This is a genomic window from Maribacter arcticus, from assembly GCF_900167935.1.
Lineage (GTDB): Bacteria > Bacteroidota > Bacteroidia > Flavobacteriales > Flavobacteriaceae > Maribacter > Maribacter arcticus.
In genome coordinates this window covers 1-22,941 of record NZ_FUYL01000006.1, presented here as the reverse complement: position 1 = coordinate 22,941, position 22,941 = coordinate 1, and the positions used below count along the sequence as shown (strand labels likewise).

General features: G+C 34.0%; 22 protein-coding genes. 13 read left to right on the top strand and 9 right to left on the bottom strand.

Annotated features, from left to right (window positions below):
* The first annotated feature begins 26 nt into the window (after positions 1-26).
* The 3 genes from B5X55_RS10285 to B5X55_RS10275 are packed head-to-tail and all read left to right on the top strand — an operon-like array spanning position 27 to position 2,861.
* Positions 27-662, top strand: a complete 636-nt coding sequence (locus tag B5X55_RS10285; protein ID WP_079512548.1) for an MOSC domain-containing protein — start codon at positions 27-29, stop codon at positions 660-662.
* 20 nt (positions 663-682) lie between these two features.
* Positions 683-2,476 (top strand): DUF885 domain-containing protein, encoded by a 1,794-nt coding sequence (locus B5X55_RS10280; RefSeq protein WP_079512547.1) that lies wholly within the window; start codon positions 683-685, stop codon positions 2,474-2,476.
* A 25-nt stretch (positions 2,477-2,501) separates the two neighbouring features.
* Positions 2,502-2,861 (top strand): DoxX family protein, encoded by a 360-nt coding sequence (locus B5X55_RS10275; protein WP_079512546.1) that lies wholly within the window; start codon positions 2,502-2,504, stop codon positions 2,859-2,861.
* Positions 2,862-2,916: 55 nt separating this feature from the next.
* Here the strand turns inward: B5X55_RS10275 and B5X55_RS10270 are convergent, their stop codons facing one another.
* Positions 2,917-3,501: a T9SS type A sorting domain-containing protein gene (locus B5X55_RS10270; protein WP_079512545.1), complete on the bottom strand. Its 585-nt coding sequence runs from the start codon at positions 3,499-3,501 to the stop codon at positions 2,917-2,919.
* Between the two features lie 216 nt (positions 3,502-3,717).
* Here B5X55_RS10270 and B5X55_RS10265 point away from each other — a divergent pair, with 216 nt between their 5' ends.
* The gene (locus tag B5X55_RS10265; RefSeq protein ID WP_079512544.1) at positions 3,718-4,590 is read left to right on the top strand and encodes an AraC family transcriptional regulator; all 873 of its coding nucleotides are present in this window, start codon (positions 3,718-3,720) and stop codon (positions 4,588-4,590) included.
* A gap of 208 nt (positions 4,591-4,798) precedes the next feature.
* Positions 4,799-5,077, top strand: a complete 279-nt coding sequence (locus B5X55_RS10260; protein ID WP_079512543.1) for a TIGR03643 family protein — start codon at positions 4,799-4,801, stop codon at positions 5,075-5,077.
* A 14-nt stretch (positions 5,078-5,091) separates the two neighbouring features.
* Here B5X55_RS10260 and B5X55_RS10255 read toward each other — a convergent pair whose 3' ends face one another.
* Positions 5,092-5,865 (bottom strand): S1/P1 nuclease, encoded by a 774-nt coding sequence (locus B5X55_RS10255; RefSeq protein ID WP_079512542.1) that lies wholly within the window; start codon positions 5,863-5,865, stop codon positions 5,092-5,094.
* Between the two features lie 89 nt (positions 5,866-5,954).
* Between B5X55_RS10255 and B5X55_RS10250 the strand changes: the two genes are divergently transcribed.
* The 8 genes from B5X55_RS10250 to B5X55_RS10215 all read left to right on the top strand — a co-directional run bounded on the left by B5X55_RS10250 (position 5,955) and on the right by B5X55_RS10215 (position 16,770).
* On the top strand, positions 5,955-8,216 hold the full coding sequence (locus B5X55_RS10250) for a transglycosylase domain-containing protein (protein WP_079512541.1): 2,262 nt from the start codon (positions 5,955-5,957) through the stop codon (positions 8,214-8,216).
* Between the two features lie 85 nt (positions 8,217-8,301).
* Entirely contained in the window at positions 8,302-9,153 is an 852-nt protein-coding gene (locus tag B5X55_RS10245) for an SPFH domain-containing protein (protein WP_079512540.1), read from the top strand.
* Between the two features lie 49 nt (positions 9,154-9,202).
* Positions 9,203-9,370, top strand: coding sequence for a type II toxin-antitoxin system antitoxin (locus B5X55_RS10240; RefSeq protein WP_079512539.1), 168 nt, complete (start codon positions 9,203-9,205; stop codon positions 9,368-9,370).
* A 63-nt stretch (positions 9,371-9,433) separates the two neighbouring features.
* Entirely contained in the window at positions 9,434-11,632 is a 2,199-nt protein-coding gene (locus B5X55_RS10235; protein ID WP_079512538.1) for a DUF5916 domain-containing protein, read from the top strand.
* Positions 11,633-11,680: 48 nt separating this feature from the next.
* Complete coding sequence (locus tag B5X55_RS10230; RefSeq protein WP_079512537.1) at positions 11,681-13,879, top strand: DUF5916 domain-containing protein; 2,199 nt, start codon at positions 11,681-11,683, stop codon at positions 13,877-13,879.
* A 1-nt stretch (position 13,880) separates the two neighbouring features.
* Positions 13,881-14,684, top strand: coding sequence for a Cof-type HAD-IIB family hydrolase (locus B5X55_RS10225; protein WP_079512536.1), 804 nt, complete (start codon positions 13,881-13,883; stop codon positions 14,682-14,684).
* 33 nt (positions 14,685-14,717) lie between these two features.
* Entirely contained in the window at positions 14,718-15,992 is a 1,275-nt protein-coding gene (locus B5X55_RS10220) for a DUF819 family protein (protein WP_079512535.1), read from the top strand.
* Between the two features lie 82 nt (positions 15,993-16,074).
* Positions 16,075-16,770: a DUF4369 domain-containing protein gene (locus B5X55_RS10215; RefSeq protein ID WP_079512534.1), complete on the top strand. Its 696-nt coding sequence runs from the start codon at positions 16,075-16,077 to the stop codon at positions 16,768-16,770.
* A gap of 84 nt (positions 16,771-16,854) precedes the next feature.
* Here B5X55_RS10215 and B5X55_RS10210 read toward each other — a convergent pair whose 3' ends face one another.
* From B5X55_RS10210 to B5X55_RS18780, 7 genes are all read right to left on the bottom strand, one after another.
* On the bottom strand, positions 16,855-17,124 hold the full coding sequence (locus tag B5X55_RS10210; RefSeq protein WP_079512533.1) for a hypothetical protein: 270 nt from the start codon (positions 17,122-17,124) through the stop codon (positions 16,855-16,857).
* Positions 17,125-17,182: 58 nt separating this feature from the next.
* Positions 17,183-18,151 carry a type I phosphomannose isomerase catalytic subunit gene (locus B5X55_RS10205; protein ID WP_079512532.1) on the bottom strand — a complete coding sequence of 323 codons (969 nt, stop codon included), beginning with the start codon at positions 18,149-18,151 and terminating at the stop codon, positions 17,183-17,185.
* 71 nt (positions 18,152-18,222) lie between these two features.
* The gene (locus B5X55_RS10200; RefSeq protein WP_079512531.1) at positions 18,223-18,630 is read right to left on the bottom strand and encodes a 6-pyruvoyl trahydropterin synthase family protein; all 408 of its coding nucleotides are present in this window, start codon (positions 18,628-18,630) and stop codon (positions 18,223-18,225) included.
* A complete protein-coding gene (gene idi / locus B5X55_RS10195; RefSeq protein WP_079512530.1) occupies positions 18,620-19,159 on the bottom strand; it encodes an isopentenyl-diphosphate Delta-isomerase in 540 nt (179 codons plus the stop codon). The genes B5X55_RS10200 and idi overlap by 11 nt, the downstream gene beginning before the upstream one ends.
* A gap of 70 nt (positions 19,160-19,229) precedes the next feature.
* Positions 19,230-20,183, bottom strand: a complete 954-nt coding sequence (locus tag B5X55_RS10190) for a PorP/SprF family type IX secretion system membrane protein (protein WP_079512529.1) — start codon at positions 20,181-20,183, stop codon at positions 19,230-19,232.
* Between the two features lie 5 nt (positions 20,184-20,188).
* Positions 20,189-22,210 (bottom strand): T9SS type B sorting domain-containing protein, encoded by a 2,022-nt coding sequence (locus tag B5X55_RS10185; protein ID WP_079512528.1) that lies wholly within the window; start codon positions 22,208-22,210, stop codon positions 20,189-20,191.
* A gap of 32 nt (positions 22,211-22,242) precedes the next feature.
* The coding region (locus B5X55_RS18780) for a hypothetical protein (protein ID WP_079512527.1) at positions 22,243-22,941 on the bottom strand (699 nt) is incomplete at its 5' end.

Below are 22,941 nucleotides of genomic sequence, written 5' to 3'. Positions count from 1 at the left end.
ATTTGTGCTTTTTTTATCTTCACCATATGAAGGTAATTTCAACTAACATAGGAGACCCCGTAACTTTTGAATGGAACGGCACAACAGAGCAAACTGGCATCTTCAAATACCCAACACCTAAAGGCTTATTTTTAGGACGTAATGATGTTAAAGATGATACTATTATAGACCGTGTTCACCATGGTGGAACAAACAAAGCTTGCTATCTTTTTTCTGCTGATTATTATAGCTATTGGAAAGGTATATACCCCGACTTGAAATGGGATTGGGGTATGTTCGGAGAAAACTTGACCATTGAAGGCCTTGATGAATTTGAAATTCGTGTAGGTGATATTTACAAAATCGGAGGCGCCCTAGTTCAAGTTTCTCAACCACGAGAACCATGTTATAAGCTGGGAATACGCTTCGGAACTCAAAATATCCTCAAAGAATTTATCGATCATAATCACCCAGGCACGTATGTTAAAATACTTGAAGAAGGCACTGTAAATAAAGGAGACACATTAGTTTTAACTGAGAGGTCTTCAAATTCTCTTACGGTTCAACAGTTTTATGAATTGATGTTTTTAAAAGAGAAACCACGAGAACTTCTAACCCTATTTATGACCAATGAATCTGTACCGCAATATAAAAAAGACAGATTCAAGAAATACCTATCTTAAATTTATAACAATACATTTTAATGAAAAAAGTACTAATTGTATGCACTCTAATTTTTGGGCTAAATACTGAAGCACAAATAAACATTAGTAAAGAAATAACTACGAACCCGACTATGCATAATGTTGGTTTCATTACATTACTAGCACACTATCACGAAGACGGATTAAGACTAAACCCTTTAAACGCTACTTCTCAAGGCGATTATAGATACAATGACACCTTACCCAATTTTCTTTCTGCAGACTATAAGAAAGAATTAAAAAACTACTACATCACTTACTTAGCGAAATCGAAGAAATTTGAAAAAGCTAAACTTTCAGAAAGTGAGCAAATGTCATTTGCCATTTTAAAATGGGAATGTGAAATAAACTTAGAAGGTTTAGCATTTGAAAACTATACGCCCATTGACCAAATGTGGTCTATGAATTTAATGATTGGCCAATTAGCTGGCGGAAGTAGCGCACAACCTTTTAAAACTGTAGAGGATTACGATAATTGGCTAGAACGTTTAGATGATTACGTGGTATGGCTAAAGTCTGCTAAGTCAAAAATGGAAGCTGGCATTATGGCAAAAAATGTGTTGCCAAAATCTTTGATTAAAAAGGTATTACCTCAGCTGGCTAGTGTTGTCGATGCAGAATTGCAATCGAATTTATTTTACTCGCCCATTTATAATTTTCCAAGTGAATTTACTGAGAGCGATCAAGCAAGGTTAACTTCTAATTATACCACTCTTATTACCAATAAAATTGTACCAACTTATAAAGAGCTTCATGATTTCATGGCTAATGAATATATGAATGCTGGTCGTGAATCTAGTGGAATACAAGACATACCAAATGGTGATGCCTATTATGCCCATCAAATAAAATTATACACCACTACGGCATTAACCGCATCAGAGATTCATGAAATAGGATTAAATGAAGTTGCCAGACTCAGTTCTGAAATGGAAAAAGTCAAGAAGGAAGTCGGTTTCACCGGCAATCTGAAAGAATTTTTTAAAGAGGTTCGTACTAAAAAAGAATTGATGCCTTTTACCGACCCTCAACAAGTCATCGACAACTTCAATGACATTTATAAAAAAATGACACCCAAAATAAATGCTTTATTCAGTAAGCAGCCTAAAACTCCATTTGAAGTAAGACGTACAGAAGCTTTTAGAGAAGCGTCAGCAAGTGCGGAATATAATCCTGGTTCTTTAGATGGTACTCGACCTGGTATTTTTTATGTTCCTATCCCAGATGTATCGTTATATAACATCTATTCTGATGAAGATTTATTTTTGCATGAAGCTATTCCAGGTCATCATTTTCAAATTTCATTGACCCAAGAGAACGAAGATTTACCTCAATTCAGAAAAACGTTATGGTATAGTGCTTATGGTGAAGGTTGGGCTTTATACACCGAGTCTTTGGGAAAAGAATTAGGTCTATACCAAGACCCATATCAAAACTTTGGTATGCTAGGCGCAGAAATGCATAGAGCAGTTCGTTTGGTTGTAGATACCGGAATACATTCTAAAGGATGGTCTAGGGAAAAAGCTATTCAATATTCTTTAGATAATGAGGCGGAATCAGAAGCTGCTATTACCGCAGAAATTGAACGCTACATGGCAAACCCAGGTCAGGCATTATCATATAAAATAGGACAACTTAAAATTTTGGAGCTTCGTGCTAAAGCAGAAGCTAATTTTGGTAAGGAATTCGACATAAAACTATTTCATGAGAAAATTCTTGAAGCTGGTTGTGTTCCCTTAGCTATTTTAGAAGATAAAATGATGAATTGGATTAATGCAAATACAAAGTCTTAAATAAATAATTTATCGACTTCTACATATGACTTATCCTTGGCATTTATATTTGATGGGAGCAATGTATATCATTGCAGGCATCATGCATTTTATAAAACCAAAGGTATATTTAAGAATTATGCCACGGTACCTACCTTTTCACAAACCATTAGTACTTTTAAGTGGTTTGGTAGAAATAATACTTGGTGTTGGGCTATTTTTTAGGTTCACAAAAGATATGTCTCTTTACGGAATCATAACTATGCTTTCCGTTTTCTTATTAGTTCATTTTTATATGTTGTCAAGCAAAAAGGCTGGTGCAGGTTTTCCTAGATGGATACTTTTATTAAGGCTACCCTTGCAGTTTGTTCTTATGTACTGGGCTTTTTATTACCTAAATATTTAAACAAATAAAAAGGGGACGCTCCCGTCCCCTTTTAATGAAATCAACTTAAATCAACTTAATTAACAACAAAATCTTCAGTATACGTTTTGCCTTCAGACTTAACCGTTACTGTATATGTACCAGGGAAAGCATCTGCGAAATTGAATGCTTTTTCAACAATCATTTCGTCAGTCACTTCTTGTGTAAATACTGTTCTACTTTCAGCATCAAATATTTTAATAGACAACTTTGCTTTATCCAAGTTTAAGTAGTTCAAATAAATCATATTGCTAGTCTTTCTAAAGAAAGGCTTAATGTCTTCAGCAGTTTCTACAACATTCATAGTATTGTTACTTAAGACAATAGTATATGAATAGCTTTTGAAGTTATCGTCAGCTGAAAGGTAATAGACACCATCATTCAAATCTTTAAGATTTAATTTTTTGCTAAATTGACCTTCAGACATTTTCTCAGAATATATAACATTCAAGTCTGCATCTTTTAAAATTACCTGTACACCTTTAGAAGAAGCATCCATAGTTAAAACCACACTTTTGGCTTTTCCCACAGATAATAAATTCAATTTAGGCTCTCTTGCCATGCCTGCTACTGTAGCGAACATAAAGGCTACTACTGTTGTGAATTTTACTAGGTTTTTCATAATAAATTATTTTAAGGGTTAATGATAATTTATACTGCAAACATACAGTCGATATCTAGCCCTCACTACATCAAATTTTTCTTATTTATATGCTATTTTAACCTCTTTATGCAAGTTTAATAGCACATAAGATAAGATTACACACATTTTAGTTAATTTTACAGAGACCATCCTATAAAGGATCATTTAATTTTATACTAGTAAACATAAAATAGCATGGTAAAACAGAAACCTACTTTTGAAGCCATTGAGCCAGATTTTGGTCATTCATTTACATATCAAAAATTTGATGAGCATAAATTGAACAAAAACAATTTATGGCACTACCACCCTGAATTAGAATTGGTTTACGTTAATGGTGGCTCTGGTAAACGGCAAATTGGTAGTCATGTATCCTATTATACTAATGGAGATCTTATACTTATAGGTAGTAATCTTCCTCATTGCGGTTTTACCGATGCCCTTACCGGCAATACAAGTGAAACAGTTGTGCAGTTGAAATTAGATTTCTTAGGACCAGATTTCTTTAAACTTCCAGAAATGAAGAAAATTGAAAGCTTATTTAATAGTGCTAGCGGTGGAATAGCCTTTTCTGGTAAGACAAAACGAAAAATAGGAGACAAAATAGAGGTGTTAGAATATCAGACTGATTTTCAAAGACTACTATCTATACTTAATATATTAAACGAACTAGGTAATTCTGAAGACATGCGTTTGTTAAACGCAGAAGGGTTTTCATTTACTACCGATGTTAAGGATAATGACCGTATTAATATCGTATTCAATCATGTTAAGAATAATTTTAAAGAAGAACTAACTCTCGAAGAAATATCTTCTATGGTAAGTATGACCATACCATCGTTCTGTAGGTACTTCAAAAAAATAACGAATAAGACATTTATACAATTTGTTAATGAATATCGATTGGTTCACGCTTCTAAATTATTAGCAGAAAAACCAATGAGTATTACTGAGGTTTGTTTCGAATGCGGATTTAACAACTTTTCGCACTTCAACAAATCGTTTAAAGCATTTACAGGGCAAAATCCGTCAGAATACAGAAATGAATTAAAAACGGTTTTAATGTAATTTCAATTCTTTTTTATCGATACAGCCCATTTAGAATTACCGGATAGAACTATAATTCGCTAACCTAAATTTAATTATTATATCGTATCTATAAACTATACACTCTATTAATGAACATATCCATCTACCTAATAGAATTATTAAATATTACTTAAAGTTAAACGCTCAATTCTGTCAAATAACAGCTACTTAGTACCTTTACAAGACTATGATAAAAGAATTTACAGAAAGAGAATTAGACCGTATTATTGAAATGGCTTGGGAGGATCGTACACCTTTTGAAGCAATTACTTTTCAATTCGGTATTACTGAACAAGAAACTATTGAGGTGATGCGCCGTGAAATGAAACCTAGTAGTTTTCGAATGTGGCGCAAACGAGTTCAAGGCCGTGCTACCAAACACGCCAAATTAAGAACCAATGAAATTGACCGTTTTAGATGTTCAAGACAACGGAGTATTAGTGGAAATAAAGTCTCAAAAAGATAGGCTGTATGTACAACCTATTTAAACGTTTCATTCAAAACCGCTGCAAGTCGTATACCTCCTTTTTGTAATTGGTCGGCTACTGTATTCCACCAGTCATAACTATATCTATATCCTAATTTTTCACCAGGTTCTACAGACCCATAAACCTTTTCAGCCAATTGGTGCGACTCTTCTACCCAATCTAATAAAGTGCCATCTTGTAAATAATTAATTTGTTGCTTGCTCATTTCTGGATATTCGAATGCAAGTTCTGTAAAACTCATACTATTATCAGTAATCATATTTGAATCCCATACTCTATGCAAGTTAGTGCCGTCGCCGAACCATTGTAATTGAATATCATTACCACCCTTGTCCTCTGCCCTACCAACATGCATTGGTTGGTGTAGATCACCGATAAGATGAACTAAAAATTTCAAGTAGAAAGCTTTATCCTCTTTTGTACTGTTTACATCTTTAATAATTTCAATACAGGTATTTATACCTTGCACTAAATCTCCATATTCGTTTGGCTCTATTTCAGCATAGGTTTTATCGAAAGGAATATTCACATAATGCCAAGCACTGAATTTACTATACGCACGATCTGCCTTTATTTCATCACCAAAATTGGCCACAGCTGCCAAACTTTTACCATCTAACAAATCTGCAATTGCACGCTTTGCTTTTTTACTTAGATGTTGCTCCGCAACTTCACCAACAACCCTATGGCCTGTTTTAGACCAAACTAGATCATTTGCAAAAGTTAGGTTAGTTACAAGTACTAACAAGACTAAAATATTCTTCATGCTTAAAATTTTGCCCAAAAATAGGATTTCATACTTTAAGGTATTGTTAAAACTTCGGTAAGGTTAAATTTATATTAGAACTTGCAAGCATGAAGATAAAGAGAACCAAAACATCAAAACGAAAACTTTCTATTCTAAAAGTTATTGGCTTAGGAATTCTTGGGCTATGTGCTTTTTTTTTACTTTTCATACTAAGTATCAATTTGGGACTTTGGGGAAAAATTCCATCTAAAAAGGAACTTTCCAATTTTCAATATCAAATGGCATCAGAAGTATTTACTGCTGATAGTGTTCTTATTGGCAAATATTACCTGTATGACCGACAACCTGTTGCTTTCGAAGAATTTCCTGATCATTTGAAACAGGCTTTGATATCAATTGAAGATGAACGTTTTTATGACCACTCAGGCATAGATTTTAAAAGTTTGATTCGGGTGGGGTTCAAAACCATTCTCATGAGTGATGATTCCGCTGGTGGAGGCAGCACATTGACTCAGCAGCTCGCTAAAAATCTTTATCCTAGAAAAGAAAGGAACAAAACCAATATAGTAGTCGATAAGGTTAAAGAAATGATTATCGCTAAAAGACTAGAGAAAATTTTCAGTAAAGACGAAATATTAACCAATTACCTCAACACGGTATCTTTTGGGGATAATACTTTCGGTATTGAAAGTGCCGCATTAAAATTCTATAACACACGTACTAAAGATATTTCAACAGCACAAGCTTCTACACTTGTGGGTATGTTAAAGGCTACCTATGGTTATAACCCTAGATTGTTTCCTGAAAGAAGCCTTAGTAGACGTAATTTAGTTTTACGTGCTATGTATGGCAACAACTATATTACAGAGGAACAAGTATATCGGTTTACCCAAGAAGAACTTAACCTTGACTATCGAGAATTTGATTATAATGCAGGTATTGCTCCCTATTTCAGAGAAGAGGTACGTAAAGAAATGTTACGATGGATTGCCGACCAAAATAATAATAGTTCCGATTACAATCTTTATACTTCTGGCCTCAAAATATATACTTCCCTAAACTTTAAAATGCAAAAATTAGCCGAAGAGGTTATGATTGAGCACATGACTAAATTGCAAAACGATTTCGAAAAGAGTTATGGTAAAAATGCTCCATGGATAAAGGATAAAAAATTGATGCAAAAAATAGCAAAGAGAACATCTTCCTATAAAAAATTACAAAAAGCCAACTTATCACATGAACAAATTATAGATAGTCTAACGAAGGACAAAAGAAAAAGAAACTTTATAGATTGGCAAGGTGATAAAGAGGTAACGGCAAGTACCATGGACAGTATTCAACATTATACTAAATTTTTAAATACAGGCTCTTTGACCATTGACCCTAATAATGGAGATATCTTGGTTTGGATTGGCGGTATTAATTTTAAACAGTACAAATACGACCATATCTCGCAAAGTAAACGTCAAGTAGGCTCTACTTTTAAACCTATCGTATATACTGCGGCTTTAGAACAGGGTGTAGCCCCATGTACATATTTCTCTGCAGAAGAGGTTGAATATGATAATTTAAAGGGATGGTCGCCCGGTAATTCTGGAGATAAAGATGAAGCGTACCTAAATTATTCAATGGAAGAAGGCTTGAGCAATTCAGTTAATACTATTGCCGTGAAAGTTTTGGAGAAAGCTGGCATTAACAATGTATTAAAGATGGCTAAAGAAATGGGTATTGATGAAAAACTACCCAATGAAGCGTCTATTGCTTTAGGAACAGGAGAAATAAAAATTCTAGACTTAGCACAGGCATATACTAGTTATGCTAATAAAGGTAAACACATAAAACCAATTTTAATTAAGCGTATTACGGATAATAAAGATTCAGTTTTGGTGGAATTTAAATCAAATTTAAGTTCTGAAGCTGCATTTTCAAAAGAGACGGGACAAATTATGATAGAAATGATGAAGTCAACTGTTAATTCGGGTACAGCATCTAGATTACGAAGTACGTACGGGCTCAAAAATGACATGGCAGGTAAAACTGGAACTACCCAAAATAACAAAGATGCTTGGTTTGTTGCACTCACCCCTAGCCTTGTGCATTTAACTTGGGTTGGACTTGACCAACACGAAATCGGCTTTAGCAACACTAGTATTGGTCAAGGGGCAAATGCAGCTTTGCCTATGTTCGGACTTTGGATGAAACAACTAAATCAGAATAAAGACTTTGACAGGTACACGAAAAGGAGTTTTCCAAAACCTTCAGCTTCCGTTATAGATGCCTTGAATTGCGACCCAATAAAGCGCGATGGATTCTTTAAGCGATTGTTTAAGAATCCGAATAAAAAGAAGACTAAAAAGTTTAATGGATAATATTAAAATTTCAAAATAGAAAATAAATACACCTTTTTTAAAATTATTTTAATATATTTATGATATCATTTTAATATCATAAATTATGAAAGTAGAAAAAACCCACAGTGCACAGAATGGCTACGTAATGCTTTTTGTTGCTTTAGTTTTATTAATTGGAGGAATTGCACTTCTAAGAATTTATGTTGGTGCCTTTATGATAATTGCAGCATTAATTATGTGCGCAGGCTTTGTTCTAGTTAACCCAAATAGCTCACGAGTTTTACTTTTATTTGGAAAATACGTAGGCACAATTAAAGAAAATGGCCTGTTCTGGGTAAATCCCTTATACACTAAAAAGAGAATTTCTTTAAGGGCAAGTAATTTCGACAGTGAACGATTAAAGGTTAATGACAAATTAGGCAACCCTATTATGATCAGCACCATTTTAGTCTGGCGAGTGACTGATACCTATAAAGCTGCTTTTGATGTTGATGATTATCAAAATTTTGTTAGAGTGCAAACTGATGCTGCCGTCCGTAAACTAGCAAGTATGTACCCCTATGACAATTTTGCCGATGAGGGTCTAGTGGAAGACATCACTCTTAGGTCTAGTGTTAATGAAGTAAGTGAAGCACTAGAGAAAGAAGTTCAAGAACGCCTATCAATGGCTGGCATAGAAGTATTAGAAGCTCGTATTGGCTATTTAGCATATGCTCAAGAAATAGCAAACGCAATGTTGAAAAGACAACAAGCTACTGCCATTGTAGCCGCAAGACATAAAATAGTTGAAGGGGCTGTTAGCATGGTAGAAATGGCTTTAGAAGAATTAAGTAAAAAAGGTTTGGTAGCTTTAGACGATGAACGAAAATCTGCCATGGTAAGTAATCTTATGGTTGTGCTTTGTTCAGATAAAGATGTAACACCAATTGTAAATACAGGTACTTTGAATCACTAAGAGATGATTACTGTTATTAAGTTTGGTAACCTAAATACTTAATTTCTAAATGAGTAAGAAAAAACCTTTTGCATTACGGGTAAATGAAGAGATGCTGCAGGCTATTGAAAAATGGGCTGCAGATGAGTTTCGTAGTACCAATGGTCAAATTGAATGGATGCTAATGAAGACCTTAAAAGAATCTAAAAGAGAGCCTAAAAAAAACAAAGCAGAATAAGTTTAGCATTTATTTAACTAAACAAAAACTTAAATTTGGTCAACCAACAAATTACCACCAATAATGGCCAAGTACGTTAGCACATTCGTGCTTTTTCTTTTTTGCTTTTTTAGCAGCGCGCAAACAACCAATAAATCTTTTATTGTAAAGCAGATTAACGCAACAATAGTTCCAGATGGCATTCTTGATGAACCCTATTGGGAAACTGCTGATTCAGCCAATGAATTCTGGGAATATTTTCCATTAGATTCGATACAAGCCAAAAAGCAGACCGAAATAAAAATGTTATATGATGATGATAACCTTTACATCGGTATAACTGTTTACACTGCCGGTAAAGATTACTCAATACAGTCCTTAAAAAGAGATTTTAGAGCAGGTAATAGCGATAATATAACTTTACTCTTCGACACCTTCAATGATGGTAATAATGCTTTTCTATTTGGAATTAATCCTTATGGCGTAAGACGTGAAGGTTTAGTTTCTGGTGGTGGATTAAATTTAAATGGCTTTACCATTTCATGGGATGTTAAATGGAGAGGTGATTCTAAGATTTATGACGATTATTATACCTCTGAAATGGTAATCCCATTAACCGCCTTCAAATTTAAGGAAGGTGAAACCAAATGGAGATTCAACAGCTATCGATTTGACACCCAATCTAATGAGAATAGTACTTGGATGAATATTCCACAAAATCAAAATATTTATGGTTTAACCTTTATGGGTGATATGGTTTTTAAAAAACCTTTAGGTAAATACAGAACTCCCCTAGCCTTCATTCCTTATGTTAACGTGATTACTCAGAAGGACTTTGAATTGAACGAACCTACTACCAATATTAAGGTTGGTGGAGATGTCAAAATTCCTATTGGTAATAGTATGAATTTAGATATAACTGTAAATCCAGATTTTTCTCAAGTAGAAGTAGATGACCAAGTAACCAACCTAACTCGTTTTGAAGTATCACTACCCGAAAAAAGGCAATTTTTTGTCGATAACAGTGACCTGTTCGGAAGTTTTGGAGGGGGGAGAGATGCAAATCCTTTCTTTTCTCGAAGAATTGGTATTGCCAAGGATACTGCCGATAATTCAATAGAAAACAAAATTATTGGAGGTGTTCGTTTAAGTGGAAAGGTGAACAAATCACTTAGATTAGGATTCTTGAACCTACAAACGGCTGAAGATCTTGACTTAAACATTGCTTCAAATAACAATACTATGCTTGCTTTACAGCAAACTGTATTTGGCCGTTCTAATATTGGCATGTTCCTTATCAATAGAGAAACTTTTAAGGATTATGAATTTCAAGACCCTGAAGACCGTTATAATAGGGTTGCAGGTATAGACTACAACCTTATTTCAGACAATAATGTCTGGAACGGTAAATTCTATCTTCATAAATCTTTTGCTCACAATTCAGGTAACAAAGACTATTCATCTGGTGCCTTTCTTCAATATAATTCTAGAAATTGGAACTTTTTTGAAGACATAGCTTACGTAGGGGACGATTTTAGATCTGATCTTGGCTTTATTCGTAGAACTGATATTATTAAAACGGCTACAATGTTCGAGCGTATTTTTTGGCCAGAGGATAGTGCCTTGCAAACCCATAGTTTTAAATTTTTCCCAATCATTACCTGGAGTCCTGATAATGAGTTCCAAAACACTGACCGTGAATTAATGAGTTCTTGGGAATCTAAATTCACAGATCTATCAGAAATTAATGTGAAATATAATAATTCTTACACCTATCTTTTTGATAAGTTTGACCCGACCAATATTGATGGAGCAATACCCTTACCAGGTGAATTAGGATATTATTACAATAGCATTTCCTTAGAATATAAATCTGATAGTAGAAAAAGGTTTGCATATGCTATTCAACCAGAAATGGGGAGTTTCTTTAATGGTGACCGCTTTTCTATAGAAGGACAAATGTTTCTAAGGTTCCAACCCAAGGTGTTTTTATCTTTGGCTATGAACTACGATAAAATCACCTTACCTGCACCATACTCTAGCGCAGACATTTGGCTGATTAGCCCTAAAATAGATGTTACATTCAGTAAATCGGTGTTTTGGTCAACATTGGTTCAATACAGCAACCAACGCGATAATCTTGGTGTCAATTCTAGACTACAATGGCGTTTTGCTCCTTTATCTGATTTGTTCATTGTGTATAATGACAACTATTTTGTGAATTCATTTGAACCAAAGTATCGATCTTTAAATCTAAAATTCACGTATTGGTTGAATATATAATTATAAAACTACCCAAGAGATTATGATAATTTTAAAGAGAACTACATTATGAAAAAAGTGTCCCTTAGTTTTATATTCTCATTTTTCTCATTAATTATTTTTTGTCAAGAGGAGGTTAAATCCTTTACCGTAAAATACATTGAGGAGAGTATTATTGCTGATGGTGCGTTAGACGAACCTATTTGGAAATTTGCAGAAAGTGCAAATGAATTTTGGGAATATTTCCCTTTAGATTCTATACAGGCAAGAGAGCAATCAGAAATTAAGATGCTTTATGACGACAAAAACCTTTATATCGCTATTAAGGCAAGTTCTGTAGGCAAGAACTATTCACTACAATCTTTAAAACGAGATTTCAGAGGAAGCGGAAGCGACAGTTTTTCATTGGTATTTGACACTTTCAATGATGGCACAAATGCATTTTTATTTGGCATTAATCCTTATGGAGTTCGTAGAGAAGCCCTAATTTCAAACGGAGGGGGAGATCGGCGTGATTTTAATCTTTCTTGGGATGTAAAATGGAAAGGTGATGCCAAGATGTATGATGGTTATTTTACTGCAGAAATGATTATCCCTTTTACTTCATTGAAATTTGAGGAAGGCTCCACAAAATGGCGATTTAATAGTTACAGGGTAGATACCCAATCTAATGAACGCAGTACTTGGACAAGAATTCCACAAAACCAATTGATTTATAATCTGGCTTTTATGGGAGATATGATTTTTGAAAAGCCTTTGGGTAAATCAAGGACTCCGCTAGCCATTATACCCTATATCAATACACTTTCACAAAAAGATTTTACCAATAATGAAAGTTTAAACGATTTTAATTTTGGAGGAGATGTAAAGGTATCAGTAGGCAACAGCCTTAACCTAGACATTACGGTAAATCCCGATTTTTCACAAGTAGAGGCAGACGATCAAGTAACGAACCTAACCCGATTTGAAGTCTCTTTACCCGAAAAAAGGCAATTTTTTATTGATAATAATGACCTTTTTGCAGGCTTTGGTGATCAACGAGATGCTAACCCCTTTTTCTCTAGGCGTATTGGAATCGCCGAAGACACCGCAGGCAACACCATTGAAAATAAAATTATTGGCGGTATAAGGCTGAGTGGTAAAATCACAAAAGATTTACGTGTAGGCCTACTCAATATTCAAACTGCTGAAGACCGCATAAATGAAATTGCATCTAACAATAATACTATGATTGCATTACAGCAGAGGGTCTTTTCTAGATCCAATGTTGGTATGTTTTTCATAAACAAACAATCTTTTAAGGAATATGACTTTGTTAATCGAGAAGATGAATATAATAGAGTTTTAGGTCTTGACTATAATTTAGCCTCAAAACAAAACCGATGGAACGGTAAGTTCTTTGCCCACAAATCATTTAGCCCAGATGATAGTGAGGGTAATATGGCAAGCGGAATGAATATGCGTTATAATGCCAGAAACTATAACTTTTATAGTAAGGCGGTCTATGTGAATGAAGATTTTTCATCGGATTTAGGATTTGTGCGTAGAACCGATATATTTAAGGGGATATTTAGTGCACAACGTGTCTTTTGGCCTAAAAATGGTCCTATTCAAAATCATGGATTTGAAATATTCCCCATATTTATTTGGAGCCCAAAAAATAATTTCCAGAATACAGATTATGAATTTAGAAGTGCCTGGTCCTTTAATTTTAATAACCAATCTCAGGCTGAAATAGGAATGTCTAATAACTACACCTACTTATTTGATTCCTTTGATCCAACGAATACTGAAGAAGCCACTCCCATACCGGGAGATAAAGGTTACCATTACAATAATGTTAGAGCAAATTATCAATCTGATATGCGTAAAATTTTCTCCTACAGTGCAGAAACAACCTTAGGTCGTTTTTTTAATGGAGATAGAGTTTCATTAGAAACTAAAATGACCTTACGAATTCAACCCAAGGCTTTTGTATCCATATTGTTGAATTATGACCAAATAACTTTACCAGACCCATACCCTAGCGCAGATATATGGCTTATAAGTCCTAAAATAGACCTTACTTTTAGCAAATCTATATTTTGGTCCACCTTAATTCAATATAGCAACCAACGTGATAACCTTGGTTTCAATTCTAGATTACAATGGCGTTTTGCACCTTTGTCAGATTTGTTCATAGTGTATAATGATAATTATTTCGTGAATTCATTTGAACCAAAATATAGGTCGATAAATCTCAAGTTTACTTATTGGTTAAATATCTAAAATGAAATATAAAATATTATGTTCTGATTTAGATGGAACATTACTTTCAACTAAAAGCAATGTTTCAAAATACGCCATCGAACAGATTAGCAAGATTAAGAATGACACACGTATTATTTTGGTATCGGCAAGAATGCCAAGTGGAATGAGATATATTCAAGAAAGTTTAGGCATCACGAATGAAACTATCATATGCTATAATGGCGCACTTGTTCTATCGGGTCAACAAGAATTAGCATCCGTAATTATTCCTGTTAATATATTAAAAAAAATCTATAATCTCTGTAGTGATTTAGAAGCTGATTTAGGACTTTATTACTATAATGAATGGTATGTTCCTCAACCTTCTATTAGGGTTGAAAAAGAAACTAAATACACAAAATCAACACCCACATTTGAATCAACTTCCACTACTTTATCGAATTGGGAACAAAGAAACATTGGTGCGCATAAAATCATGTTAATGTGTACTAAAGAGAGTGCAGATATATTAATGCCACTGCTTAAAGAAAAATTTAGCGTTCAGCTAAATCTTTATCGTTCTAACGACACATTAATCGAGATTGCTCCAATATCTGTTTCAAAACTCTCAGCCATAAAATTATTAATGGACAGTAATGATTCATTAGAGGATATTATTGCTTTTGGTGACAACTATAATGATATTGAAATGCTTGAAAATGTTGGCTGTAGTGTTGCTGTAGAAAATGCTCGAGAAGAAGTTAAAGCTATTTCTAATTACGTTACTTTAAAAAACACTGATGACGGCGTTGCTCATTTTATTGAAGAACACTTGGTTAATTAAGTATATTTGAAAATAGCAACCACCAAAACAGTTATGCACAACCTACTCGCTCAACCGTTAATTAGTAATGATACTGTAGTCTTTGGATTGCTAACACTTTGTTTAGGTTTTATTTTTTATACCTCTAACTTAAAAACCGGTTTTTGGAGCAAGTTCTATTCTATAGTACCTGCAGTGCTTATGTGCTATTTATTACCTGCTATTCTTACCAGTACCGGTATAATTTCAGATGAAATTTCAAACTTATATTTTATGGCAAGTAGATATTTACTGCCAGCTGCTTTGGTTTTAATGACATTGAGCATAGATATAAAAGCGATATCCAATTTAGGCTCTAAAGCCATCATAATGTTCTTAACAGGCAGTGCCGGTATTATTATTGGCGGTCCTATTGCTATCCTTATAGTTTCCATATTTTCCCCTGATACCGTAGGTGGAAATGATTTTGACGCAATTTGGAGAGGTCTTTCTACCATTGCCGGTAGTTGGATTGGTGGCGGAGCTAACCAAGCCGCAATGCTCGAAATTTTTCAATACAATCCTGAAAAGTATGGTGGTATGGTATTGATAGATATCGTTGTGGCCAATGTTTGGATGGCAATAGTTTTATTAGGAGTAGGTAAAACAAAACAAATTGACAAATGGTTAAAAGCCGATACTTCAGCTATTGAAACCTTAAGAATAAAAGTAACCGAGTTTACTGAAAAAATCACACGTGTACCAACCTTAAGCGATTATATGATTATGCTTTCTTTAGCATTTACCGCCGTTGGTATTTCCCATTTCTTTGGAGATGAAATAAGTACGTTTTTAACTCGTAATTTTGACGCTGTTAGCAACCAAAAAAGTTTTCTATCTTTCTTAGGCTCTAGCTTCTTTTGGATGGTAGTTATTGCAACTGGTTTGGGTATTGCGCTCTCTTTTACCAAAGCCAAAAATTATGAAGGTGCAGGTGCTAGTAAAATTGGCGGAATGTTCATTTATATTTTGGTTGCTACCATAGGCATGAAAATGGATTTAGGAAAGGTTCTTGAAAATCCTGGCTTAATTGCAGTAGGTTTTATTTGGATAACCATACATGCCGCACTCATGATTTTAGTAGCGAAATTGATTAAAGCACCTTATTTCTTTTTAGCAGTAGGTAGCCAAGCTAATGTTGGTGGGGCCGCTTCCGCTCCAGTAGTGGCTGCTGAATTTCATCCTTCATTAACTTCTGTTGGTGTGCTATTAGCCGTTTTAGGTTATGTTGTCGGTACTGGTGGGGCATTACTTTGTGCTTATTTAATGGAGGTTGCCTCAAAATTATAATAACCACTTTTTTAATAACAAATTAAAAGTAGCCAATCATTTCTATTAAAATTTATAGATATTTGCGGCCTAAATTATACGAATGAAAAGATTAATAGTTGTTTTAGTTTCTATGCTAGTATTAAGTTCTTGTGGCGATAACGCAGAAGAAACATTAATTGTAACTGGTAAAGTTAAAGGCCTAAAAAAAGGTATGCTTTATTTACAACATGTGCCTGATTCTGTTTTAGTTACTGTTGACTCCTTAGCAATAAATGGTGATGGTAATTTTACTTTTAAGAGTAAATTAGAAAGTCCCGAAATTTATTATCTATACTTGAAAAAGAAAGATAACAATGACATAAATGACCGAATCACTTTTTTTGCCGAACCTGGTACAATTACTATCAATACAGATTGGAATACTTTTGATACTACCGCAAAAATTTCTGGGTCTAAAAGCCATGAAAAATTAGAGGAGTATAGAATGACTATGTCTGGCATCAATAAGAAAAATATTGAAATCATGATGAAGGCTTCACAACCTGAAAATCAACTATCTCAAGTAAGTATCGATTCTTTAGAAAATATCAGTAATAGAAATTTACAAAGAGGTTATGCATTTGCTATCAACTTTGCACTCAACAATAAAAATTCATTCGTAGCACCTTATATTGCTTTAAAAGAAATACCAGATGCCAATGTCAAATATTTAGATTCTATATATAGTGTTCTTTCACCAGAAGTAGCGAACTCAAAATATGGTGAGGAGTTGGCTTTACTGTTGAAAAAGAAATAATATTATTAACAAAACAGTTAGAAAATAAAAAAGCATCCTATAATTAGGATGCTTTTTTTATTAATCTAAAATCGAAACTTTAAATTAAGCTAACTTGTTTAGTTTTTCTACTAATTTATTAGCTTTAGTTTCCAAATCATTTCTTACTTCATTGAAATGAGCCTTCTTATTTTCAACTTTACTTTCGTTAACCTTAACGATAAGTTCATCAAAATTCGAAATAGCCTCATCAATAATAGCTGAACCTTCTTTAGAATTGTTCTTTCCGTTTGCAGCATCTACTATATAAACACCTTCTATAATGTCACCAAGAACATTATTAATATCTTTCTTTAAATTTTTTATACTTGCCATTACTAATTATTTTTTTGCAAAAATACAATATTTGAGTTGCTGAAGAGTAAATTATGCTCTAAATAGTCACTTCTAGAAGTTTAGCTCCCTTAGATTGCAATGAAATCTTTTTGGTAATAGCTGGTAATAGTGCTGTTTCACCATTTTTAATCAATACTTCACCCTCCGATGTTTTTATTACCACTTCGCCACCAACACACATAAATATGGTAAAAGAATCACGTTTAGTAATATCCAACTCAAGGTTTTCTGTTAATTGAATGAAATTTGTTTTAAAATAAGGACAGTCAACCATTTCACTGACTTTATTTAAGTCTTGGCTATAAGAAACCTTAAAATCATCTTTCTTTTTATAATCTACCGCATCAAGCGCAAGCTCTGTATGCAATTCTCGAAGATTACCTTCTTTGTCTTTACGATTAAAATCAAATACGCGGTAAGTTACATCTGAAGTCTGTTGAATCTCTGCCAACATCACTCCTGCTCCAATTGCGTGAATTTTTCCAGTATTTATAAAAAACGTATCTCCTTCTTTAACTTGTTCATAATTAAGAAGATCCAATAGTGTATCATTATCAATACTTTCAGCATATTCTTCTTTAGTGACATCTTTGTTGAACCCTACAATCAATTCTGCTTTTGGGTCAGCATCCATTATATACCACATTTCTGTTTTACCAAAAGAATCATGACGTTCTTTTGCCAATTCATCATTAGGATGTAATTGTATCGACAAATCTTGCTTGGCATCAATAAACTTAATTAATATCGGAAATTCTTTCCCAAACCTTTCTACGACACTTTTACCTAATAGCTCTTCACCATTAGATTCAATTAATTCTTGTAGTGATTTACCTTCTAAGCTGCCATTTACAATTACAGAAATATCTCCTTTAACAGTAGATAACTCCCAACTCTCGCCAGTAATATCGCTCTCAATTGGTTTACCTAATACTTCTTTAAGTTTTGTGCCACCCCAGAGTCTTTCTTTAAGAATCGGTCTGAATTTAAGCGGATATAGGGTCATAATTTAAATTTTAAAAATCTTAAAACAATAACGTTAAATAAAGAATTTTCTTACATTATATGACAAAAAGATTATCCCGAAAATGTTACAAAATTTCTAGGTGTTTCAAAAAGAACTATTTCTAATTCATTTGAAGAAGAAATATGGGGTCTCAACCTTTTCCAAATAATCACAGCAATATTTTCGGCCGTTGGATTTAAATTATTAAACTCCTCTACTTCTATATTAAGATTTTTATGGTCGAGGTAATCTTCAATCTCTTGCTTGATTAAATCCTTTAACTCCTTCATATCCATAACAAAACCTGTTTCTGAATCAATCTCACCTGTAACACTTACTATTAATTCATAGTTGTGCCCATGAAAATTTGGATTGTTGCATTTACCAAAAATATCGGTGTTTTTTGCGTCATCCCATTCTTTTTTATACAACCGATGAGCCGCATTAAAATGTGCTTTTCTACTAACCTTAACCTTCATTGTTCTCTGCTGTATTAAATAAATGTTGGTAGAATTTTTCAAAAATAATTTTGAACCAAACCGTATATTCCTTTGGGTTATCGGCAATGTCTTTCTTAACCAATTCTGGTGACATCCATTTCCAAGCCTCAACCTCTTCGGGGTTAATTTTAGGCTTCGTATTAAAATTCCCTATCATCACATGATCATATTCATGTTCGGTTAAACCATTATCGAACGGAGCTTTATATATAAAGGAGAAAAGTTCTTTTAATTCTGCCTCAAAGCCCATTTCTTCTTGAAGTCTTCGCTTACCAGCATCTAAATTCGATTCCCCTACCCTTTGGTGACTACAACATGTGTTAGTCCATAATAAAGGTGAATGATATTTTGATGCCGCACGTTGCTGCAACATTATTTCACCCTCGTCATTTACAATAAAAACTGAAAATGCCCTGTGAAGCAAAGCTTTTTCATGAGCTTCCATTTTAGGCATGGTACCTATCTGTTCGTTTTCTTGATTTACAAGAATTACCTCTTCTTCCTTCATTAGGTAAAAATAAGGCGTTTAACTTATTCTACGAAAAGTAGAACATATAATAATACGTTAATAGACCAATCTAGAAGAATCGTGGAGATTTCAAATTATTTTTAGTAGATATAAAGTCATATCTGAAAATCACTTCAAAAGAACCGTCATTAAAGGCTGCATTACCCAGCTCTGTCGTTTCTTTATCATAGGCAATACCGATTAAAAATTTATTTGAAACATTAAACCCGGCCATACCACTAATTGCAGCATCCCATCTGTAGCCTGCTCCAATAATAAATTTATCATTTAACATAAAATTTGCTGATAAATCTAATTGCACAGGTGCTCCTAATACCACCTTAGTAAGTATTGTTGGTTTAAATTTTACAAATTCATTCAAATCCCAAACGTACCCAGTTATTAGATATAAATTCATTTGCTCTTTTGCAGTTGATAAATTAGTCTCTTGAAAATGTGATGTCTCCAAGAAACGCGGCACTGATAATCCTAAATAAAATTTATTAGTATGATAATAGACTCCAGCACCAATATTAGGCGAAAGCCTATTATCAATATCTTGTTGTAAAGTTGGGTCTGTTGAATATTGATTTAATTCTGAAAATTTTATGTCTAGCAAATTAGCACTGGTCTTAAGACCAAAACTTAACCTACCTTCTGTCGATGTCCAAATTGTATATGAAAAATCTATGTCAATATTAGTTTCTGAGGTCGGTCCTATTTCATCATTTACAATTGACAAACCTAAACCTAGCCCTCTATATCCTATAGGTGAATGAACATTAAAAGTTTGTGTTTTTGGCGCACCATCTAAACCTACCCATTGTGACCGATGCAGTGCAGCAATACTTATATGCCCTCTTGAACCGGCATAACCAGGATTTACACTTACCGTATTATACATATACTGGGTATATTGTGCATCTTGTTGGCCATAAGAAAATACACCATAACAGAATGTCACGATAGTGAAAACCTGTTTTAAAATGCTTATTTTATTTATGGTTATATATGATTTCAACATTCTTCTTATCTATTAATATATATGTAACCAGAAAGTGATTTTGTTTCCCCGTTAGGTAATTCATAATCTAGAATATAGAAATATGTACCTACTGGCAATTTACTGTCAACATCAATTGTTACCCTACCTTCAGATGTGCCATTAAAAACATTCCCTTCTGTATTATATGCTCTTGTATTATAAACTGATACACCCCATCTGTTATAGATTTTTAATGTATTGTTAGGATAGTTTTCTAAGCCTGATATTCTTAATTCATCATGAATACCATCACCGTTAGGTGTAATAACGTTGAAAACTTCAATTTCTTCTTCTAACTGACCTAAATCTGAATCTAAGTAGTTTGGAATACCATCATCATCTGAGTCATCATCAATATAATTACTATTAAGATTCACATCTTCATCAACAGTTTCTATGCCATCGTCATCATCGTCAGTATCTCTATAATCAGATTCTTCATCGTTATCAGTATTTGGAAGTTGTGCATAGGGATTATCAATTTCGTCGTTCACATCTATGTCTACAGAAATAGAACCTTCAAATCCGTCATCTAGACCATCATTATCTTTATCAGATCCTATTCTTACAACATCTGCAATACCATCTTGGTTAAAATCATGGCCTTCTATTTCGTCAAGAATATTATCATTATCACTGTCTTCATCTAAATAATCAGGAAGATTGTCGCCATCGGTATCTACAGGGAATATTCCCATTAAACCGTTTGTTTCATAAGCATCATCCAAACCATTGTTATTTGAATCAATGCCTGAAGGAGCTATATATTCTGCTGTAGCTTGAGCTTCAACATTGTCTGGTATACCGTCACCATCACTATCAATATCTAAGTAGTCTGGGAAACCGTCACCATCAGAATCTGTTGGATCCGTTGACGGATCATTATCGCCATCTAAATTTAAATCTTCAAAACTGTCAACAATACCATCATCATCGCTATCTATATCGACACCTAACGGATTAATTAAAATAGTAATGGTCGATGTGCTACAATTACCTAATGCATCACAAACTGTATAATCAAAAGCATCTATTCCTATATAATTATTATTTGGAAAATATGTTGGTATATCATCAGTTGGATTATTCGGCGTACCATTATCATCAACTGTTACCGAACCATTGTTAGGTTGGGTTACACTAAACGTTCCTGTAGCTGGCAAATCATTATCATTAATTTGCCAAGTATCAATAGCTCTAATCTCATTACTATTTATTGCTACAGAGTCATCATTAGTATCAACTATCGGTAAAACCGAAATAGTAACCGTTGCCGTGCTACAATCTCCATAACTATTACAAACTGTATAGTCAAAACTATCTGTACCGTTAAAATCTACATCTGGCGTATAGGTAACTATATCATCTAATGGATTATTTGGCGTACCACCATCATCTATGGTCACCGTTCCGTTTAAAGGATCTGTAGTTGTTAATGCTCCTATATTTGGTAAATCTGCATCATTAGCATAAATATCAATAATAACAGGAACTTCTTCATCGGTAGTTACTACATCATCTACTAAATCAGCCGCTTCAGGTAAACACACCACTGTAAAATTTGGTAGACTAAACGTATTAACTGCTTTTGTAACTAGTGCAGTATATTTCACAACGGCGTCAGTTGCAATAACCATAGGCCTTAATTGATCTCCACTTACTGGAGGATTCCATCTAATCGTGGCGCTACTGGGCACATTAGAAGTAACATCCATAGTCACTTCATTATTTGGATTATTACAATCAGTTACTATAAAATAGCCCGTTGCATTAGACCCACATAAAGTACCATCGTAGGTAGCAAAATAAATACCTGGCTGAGTTACCTCATAATAGGAATCTGTACCAAGCACAGTTGTTGTATCTGAAGCTTCATACCAACGAAAATTATTTTGATCGCTATCTGTTGGTGCCTGAAGTAAAAACTGGGCATTGGATACCAAAACTCCTAGTACTGTAGTAACAATACTGAGAAATATGGTTTTATATATATGCGTTTTTTTCAAATCGATTTGGGATCTATTTTTTAATTAGCTATTTATTGAGCTACAAACACAACATTAATTAATGTGTTATAGTCTGTTGGGCTTGCTATAACATCATATGTCATTACACCAACGTTATCTACACTTACATTAGCAAAAACGGTAGGATCAAAATACGTCACATAATAATATAACTCGTTATTTGCATACGTTGGTATTGCTGCTGGTGCCCCTGAACTTATTACAACTGGTGTACCGTATTGTATCATGTACTCTGAATGTAAATCTATTGTTCTACCTGTACCCGTTGTTGCCACATCTACAGCAATTGAAGGTGGATAGAAAATATCTGGCCTGGTATTGGCAATTAAATATGGATTTGCAGAAGTACCCGTGCCCGTAACACTAATGTCAGTATCTGGTGCAGCTTCTACAATTGTTTCTGAACCGTTTGCTGTTGGTACCGATAGATTATAGTTGATACCACTTTGATTAACAGTAACTGAACCATCTGTTGATTCAATTATCTGTATCTCATTATTTGGATTATTATCCGCATCGTCTACATTATCCACTCCATCGTTGTCTACTGTAATAGTTCCGCCATCAGCTAAACCAATCGTAGATGTTCCATCGCCATTATCTGTAATGGTAGATGCTTGGAACTGTACCGGCGTACCATTCTCTGATGTATAGGTAAAGCTGCCGTCCAGGTTGTCCACCAAAGTGGTCACCGTGTTGTTTGTATCAAC

What these genes read in the sequence shown, in the direction of transcription:
- B5X55_RS10285 (WP_079512548.1), top strand. Translation starts at nt 27, where the DNA reads ATGAAGGTAATTTCAACTAACATAGGAGACCCCGTAACTTTTGAATGG.
- B5X55_RS10280 (WP_079512547.1), top strand. Translation starts at nt 683, where the DNA reads ATGAAAAAAGTACTAATTGTATGCACTCTAATTTTTGGGCTAAATACT.
- B5X55_RS10275 (WP_079512546.1), top strand. Translation starts at nt 2,502, where the DNA reads ATGACTTATCCTTGGCATTTATATTTGATGGGAGCAATGTATATCATT.
- B5X55_RS10270 (WP_079512545.1), bottom strand. Translation starts at nt 3,501, where the DNA reads ATGAAAAACCTAGTAAAATTCACAACAGTAGTAGCCTTTATGTTCGCT.
- B5X55_RS10265 (WP_079512544.1), top strand. Translation starts at nt 3,718, where the DNA reads ATGGTAAAACAGAAACCTACTTTTGAAGCCATTGAGCCAGATTTTGGT.
- B5X55_RS10260 (WP_079512543.1), top strand. Translation starts at nt 4,799, where the DNA reads ATGATAAAAGAATTTACAGAAAGAGAATTAGACCGTATTATTGAAATG.
- B5X55_RS10255 (WP_079512542.1), bottom strand. Translation starts at nt 5,865, where the DNA reads ATGAAGAATATTTTAGTCTTGTTAGTACTTGTAACTAACCTAACTTTT.
- B5X55_RS10250 (WP_079512541.1), top strand. Translation starts at nt 5,955, where the DNA reads ATGAAGATAAAGAGAACCAAAACATCAAAACGAAAACTTTCTATTCTA.
- B5X55_RS10245 (WP_079512540.1), top strand. Translation starts at nt 8,302, where the DNA reads ATGAAAGTAGAAAAAACCCACAGTGCACAGAATGGCTACGTAATGCTT.
- B5X55_RS10240 (WP_079512539.1), top strand. Translation starts at nt 9,203, where the DNA reads ATGAGTAAGAAAAAACCTTTTGCATTACGGGTAAATGAAGAGATGCTG.
- B5X55_RS10235 (WP_079512538.1), top strand. Translation starts at nt 9,434, where the DNA reads ATGGCCAAGTACGTTAGCACATTCGTGCTTTTTCTTTTTTGCTTTTTT.
- B5X55_RS10230 (WP_079512537.1), top strand. Translation starts at nt 11,681, where the DNA reads ATGAAAAAAGTGTCCCTTAGTTTTATATTCTCATTTTTCTCATTAATT.
- B5X55_RS10225 (WP_079512536.1), top strand. Translation starts at nt 13,881, where the DNA reads ATGAAATATAAAATATTATGTTCTGATTTAGATGGAACATTACTTTCA.
- B5X55_RS10220 (WP_079512535.1), top strand. Translation starts at nt 14,718, where the DNA reads ATGCACAACCTACTCGCTCAACCGTTAATTAGTAATGATACTGTAGTC.
- B5X55_RS10215 (WP_079512534.1), top strand. Translation starts at nt 16,075, where the DNA reads ATGAAAAGATTAATAGTTGTTTTAGTTTCTATGCTAGTATTAAGTTCT.
- B5X55_RS10210 (WP_079512533.1), bottom strand. Translation starts at nt 17,124, where the DNA reads ATGGCAAGTATAAAAAATTTAAAGAAAGATATTAATAATGTTCTTGGT.
- B5X55_RS10205 (WP_079512532.1), bottom strand. Translation starts at nt 18,151, where the DNA reads ATGACCCTATATCCGCTTAAATTCAGACCGATTCTTAAAGAAAGACTC.
- B5X55_RS10200 (WP_079512531.1), bottom strand. Translation starts at nt 18,630, where the DNA reads ATGAAGGTTAAGGTTAGTAGAAAAGCACATTTTAATGCGGCTCATCGG.
- idi (WP_079512530.1), bottom strand. Translation starts at nt 19,159, where the DNA reads ATGAAGGAAGAAGAGGTAATTCTTGTAAATCAAGAAAACGAACAGATA.
- B5X55_RS10190 (WP_079512529.1), bottom strand. Translation starts at nt 20,183, where the DNA reads ATGTTGAAATCATATATAACCATAAATAAAATAAGCATTTTAAAACAG.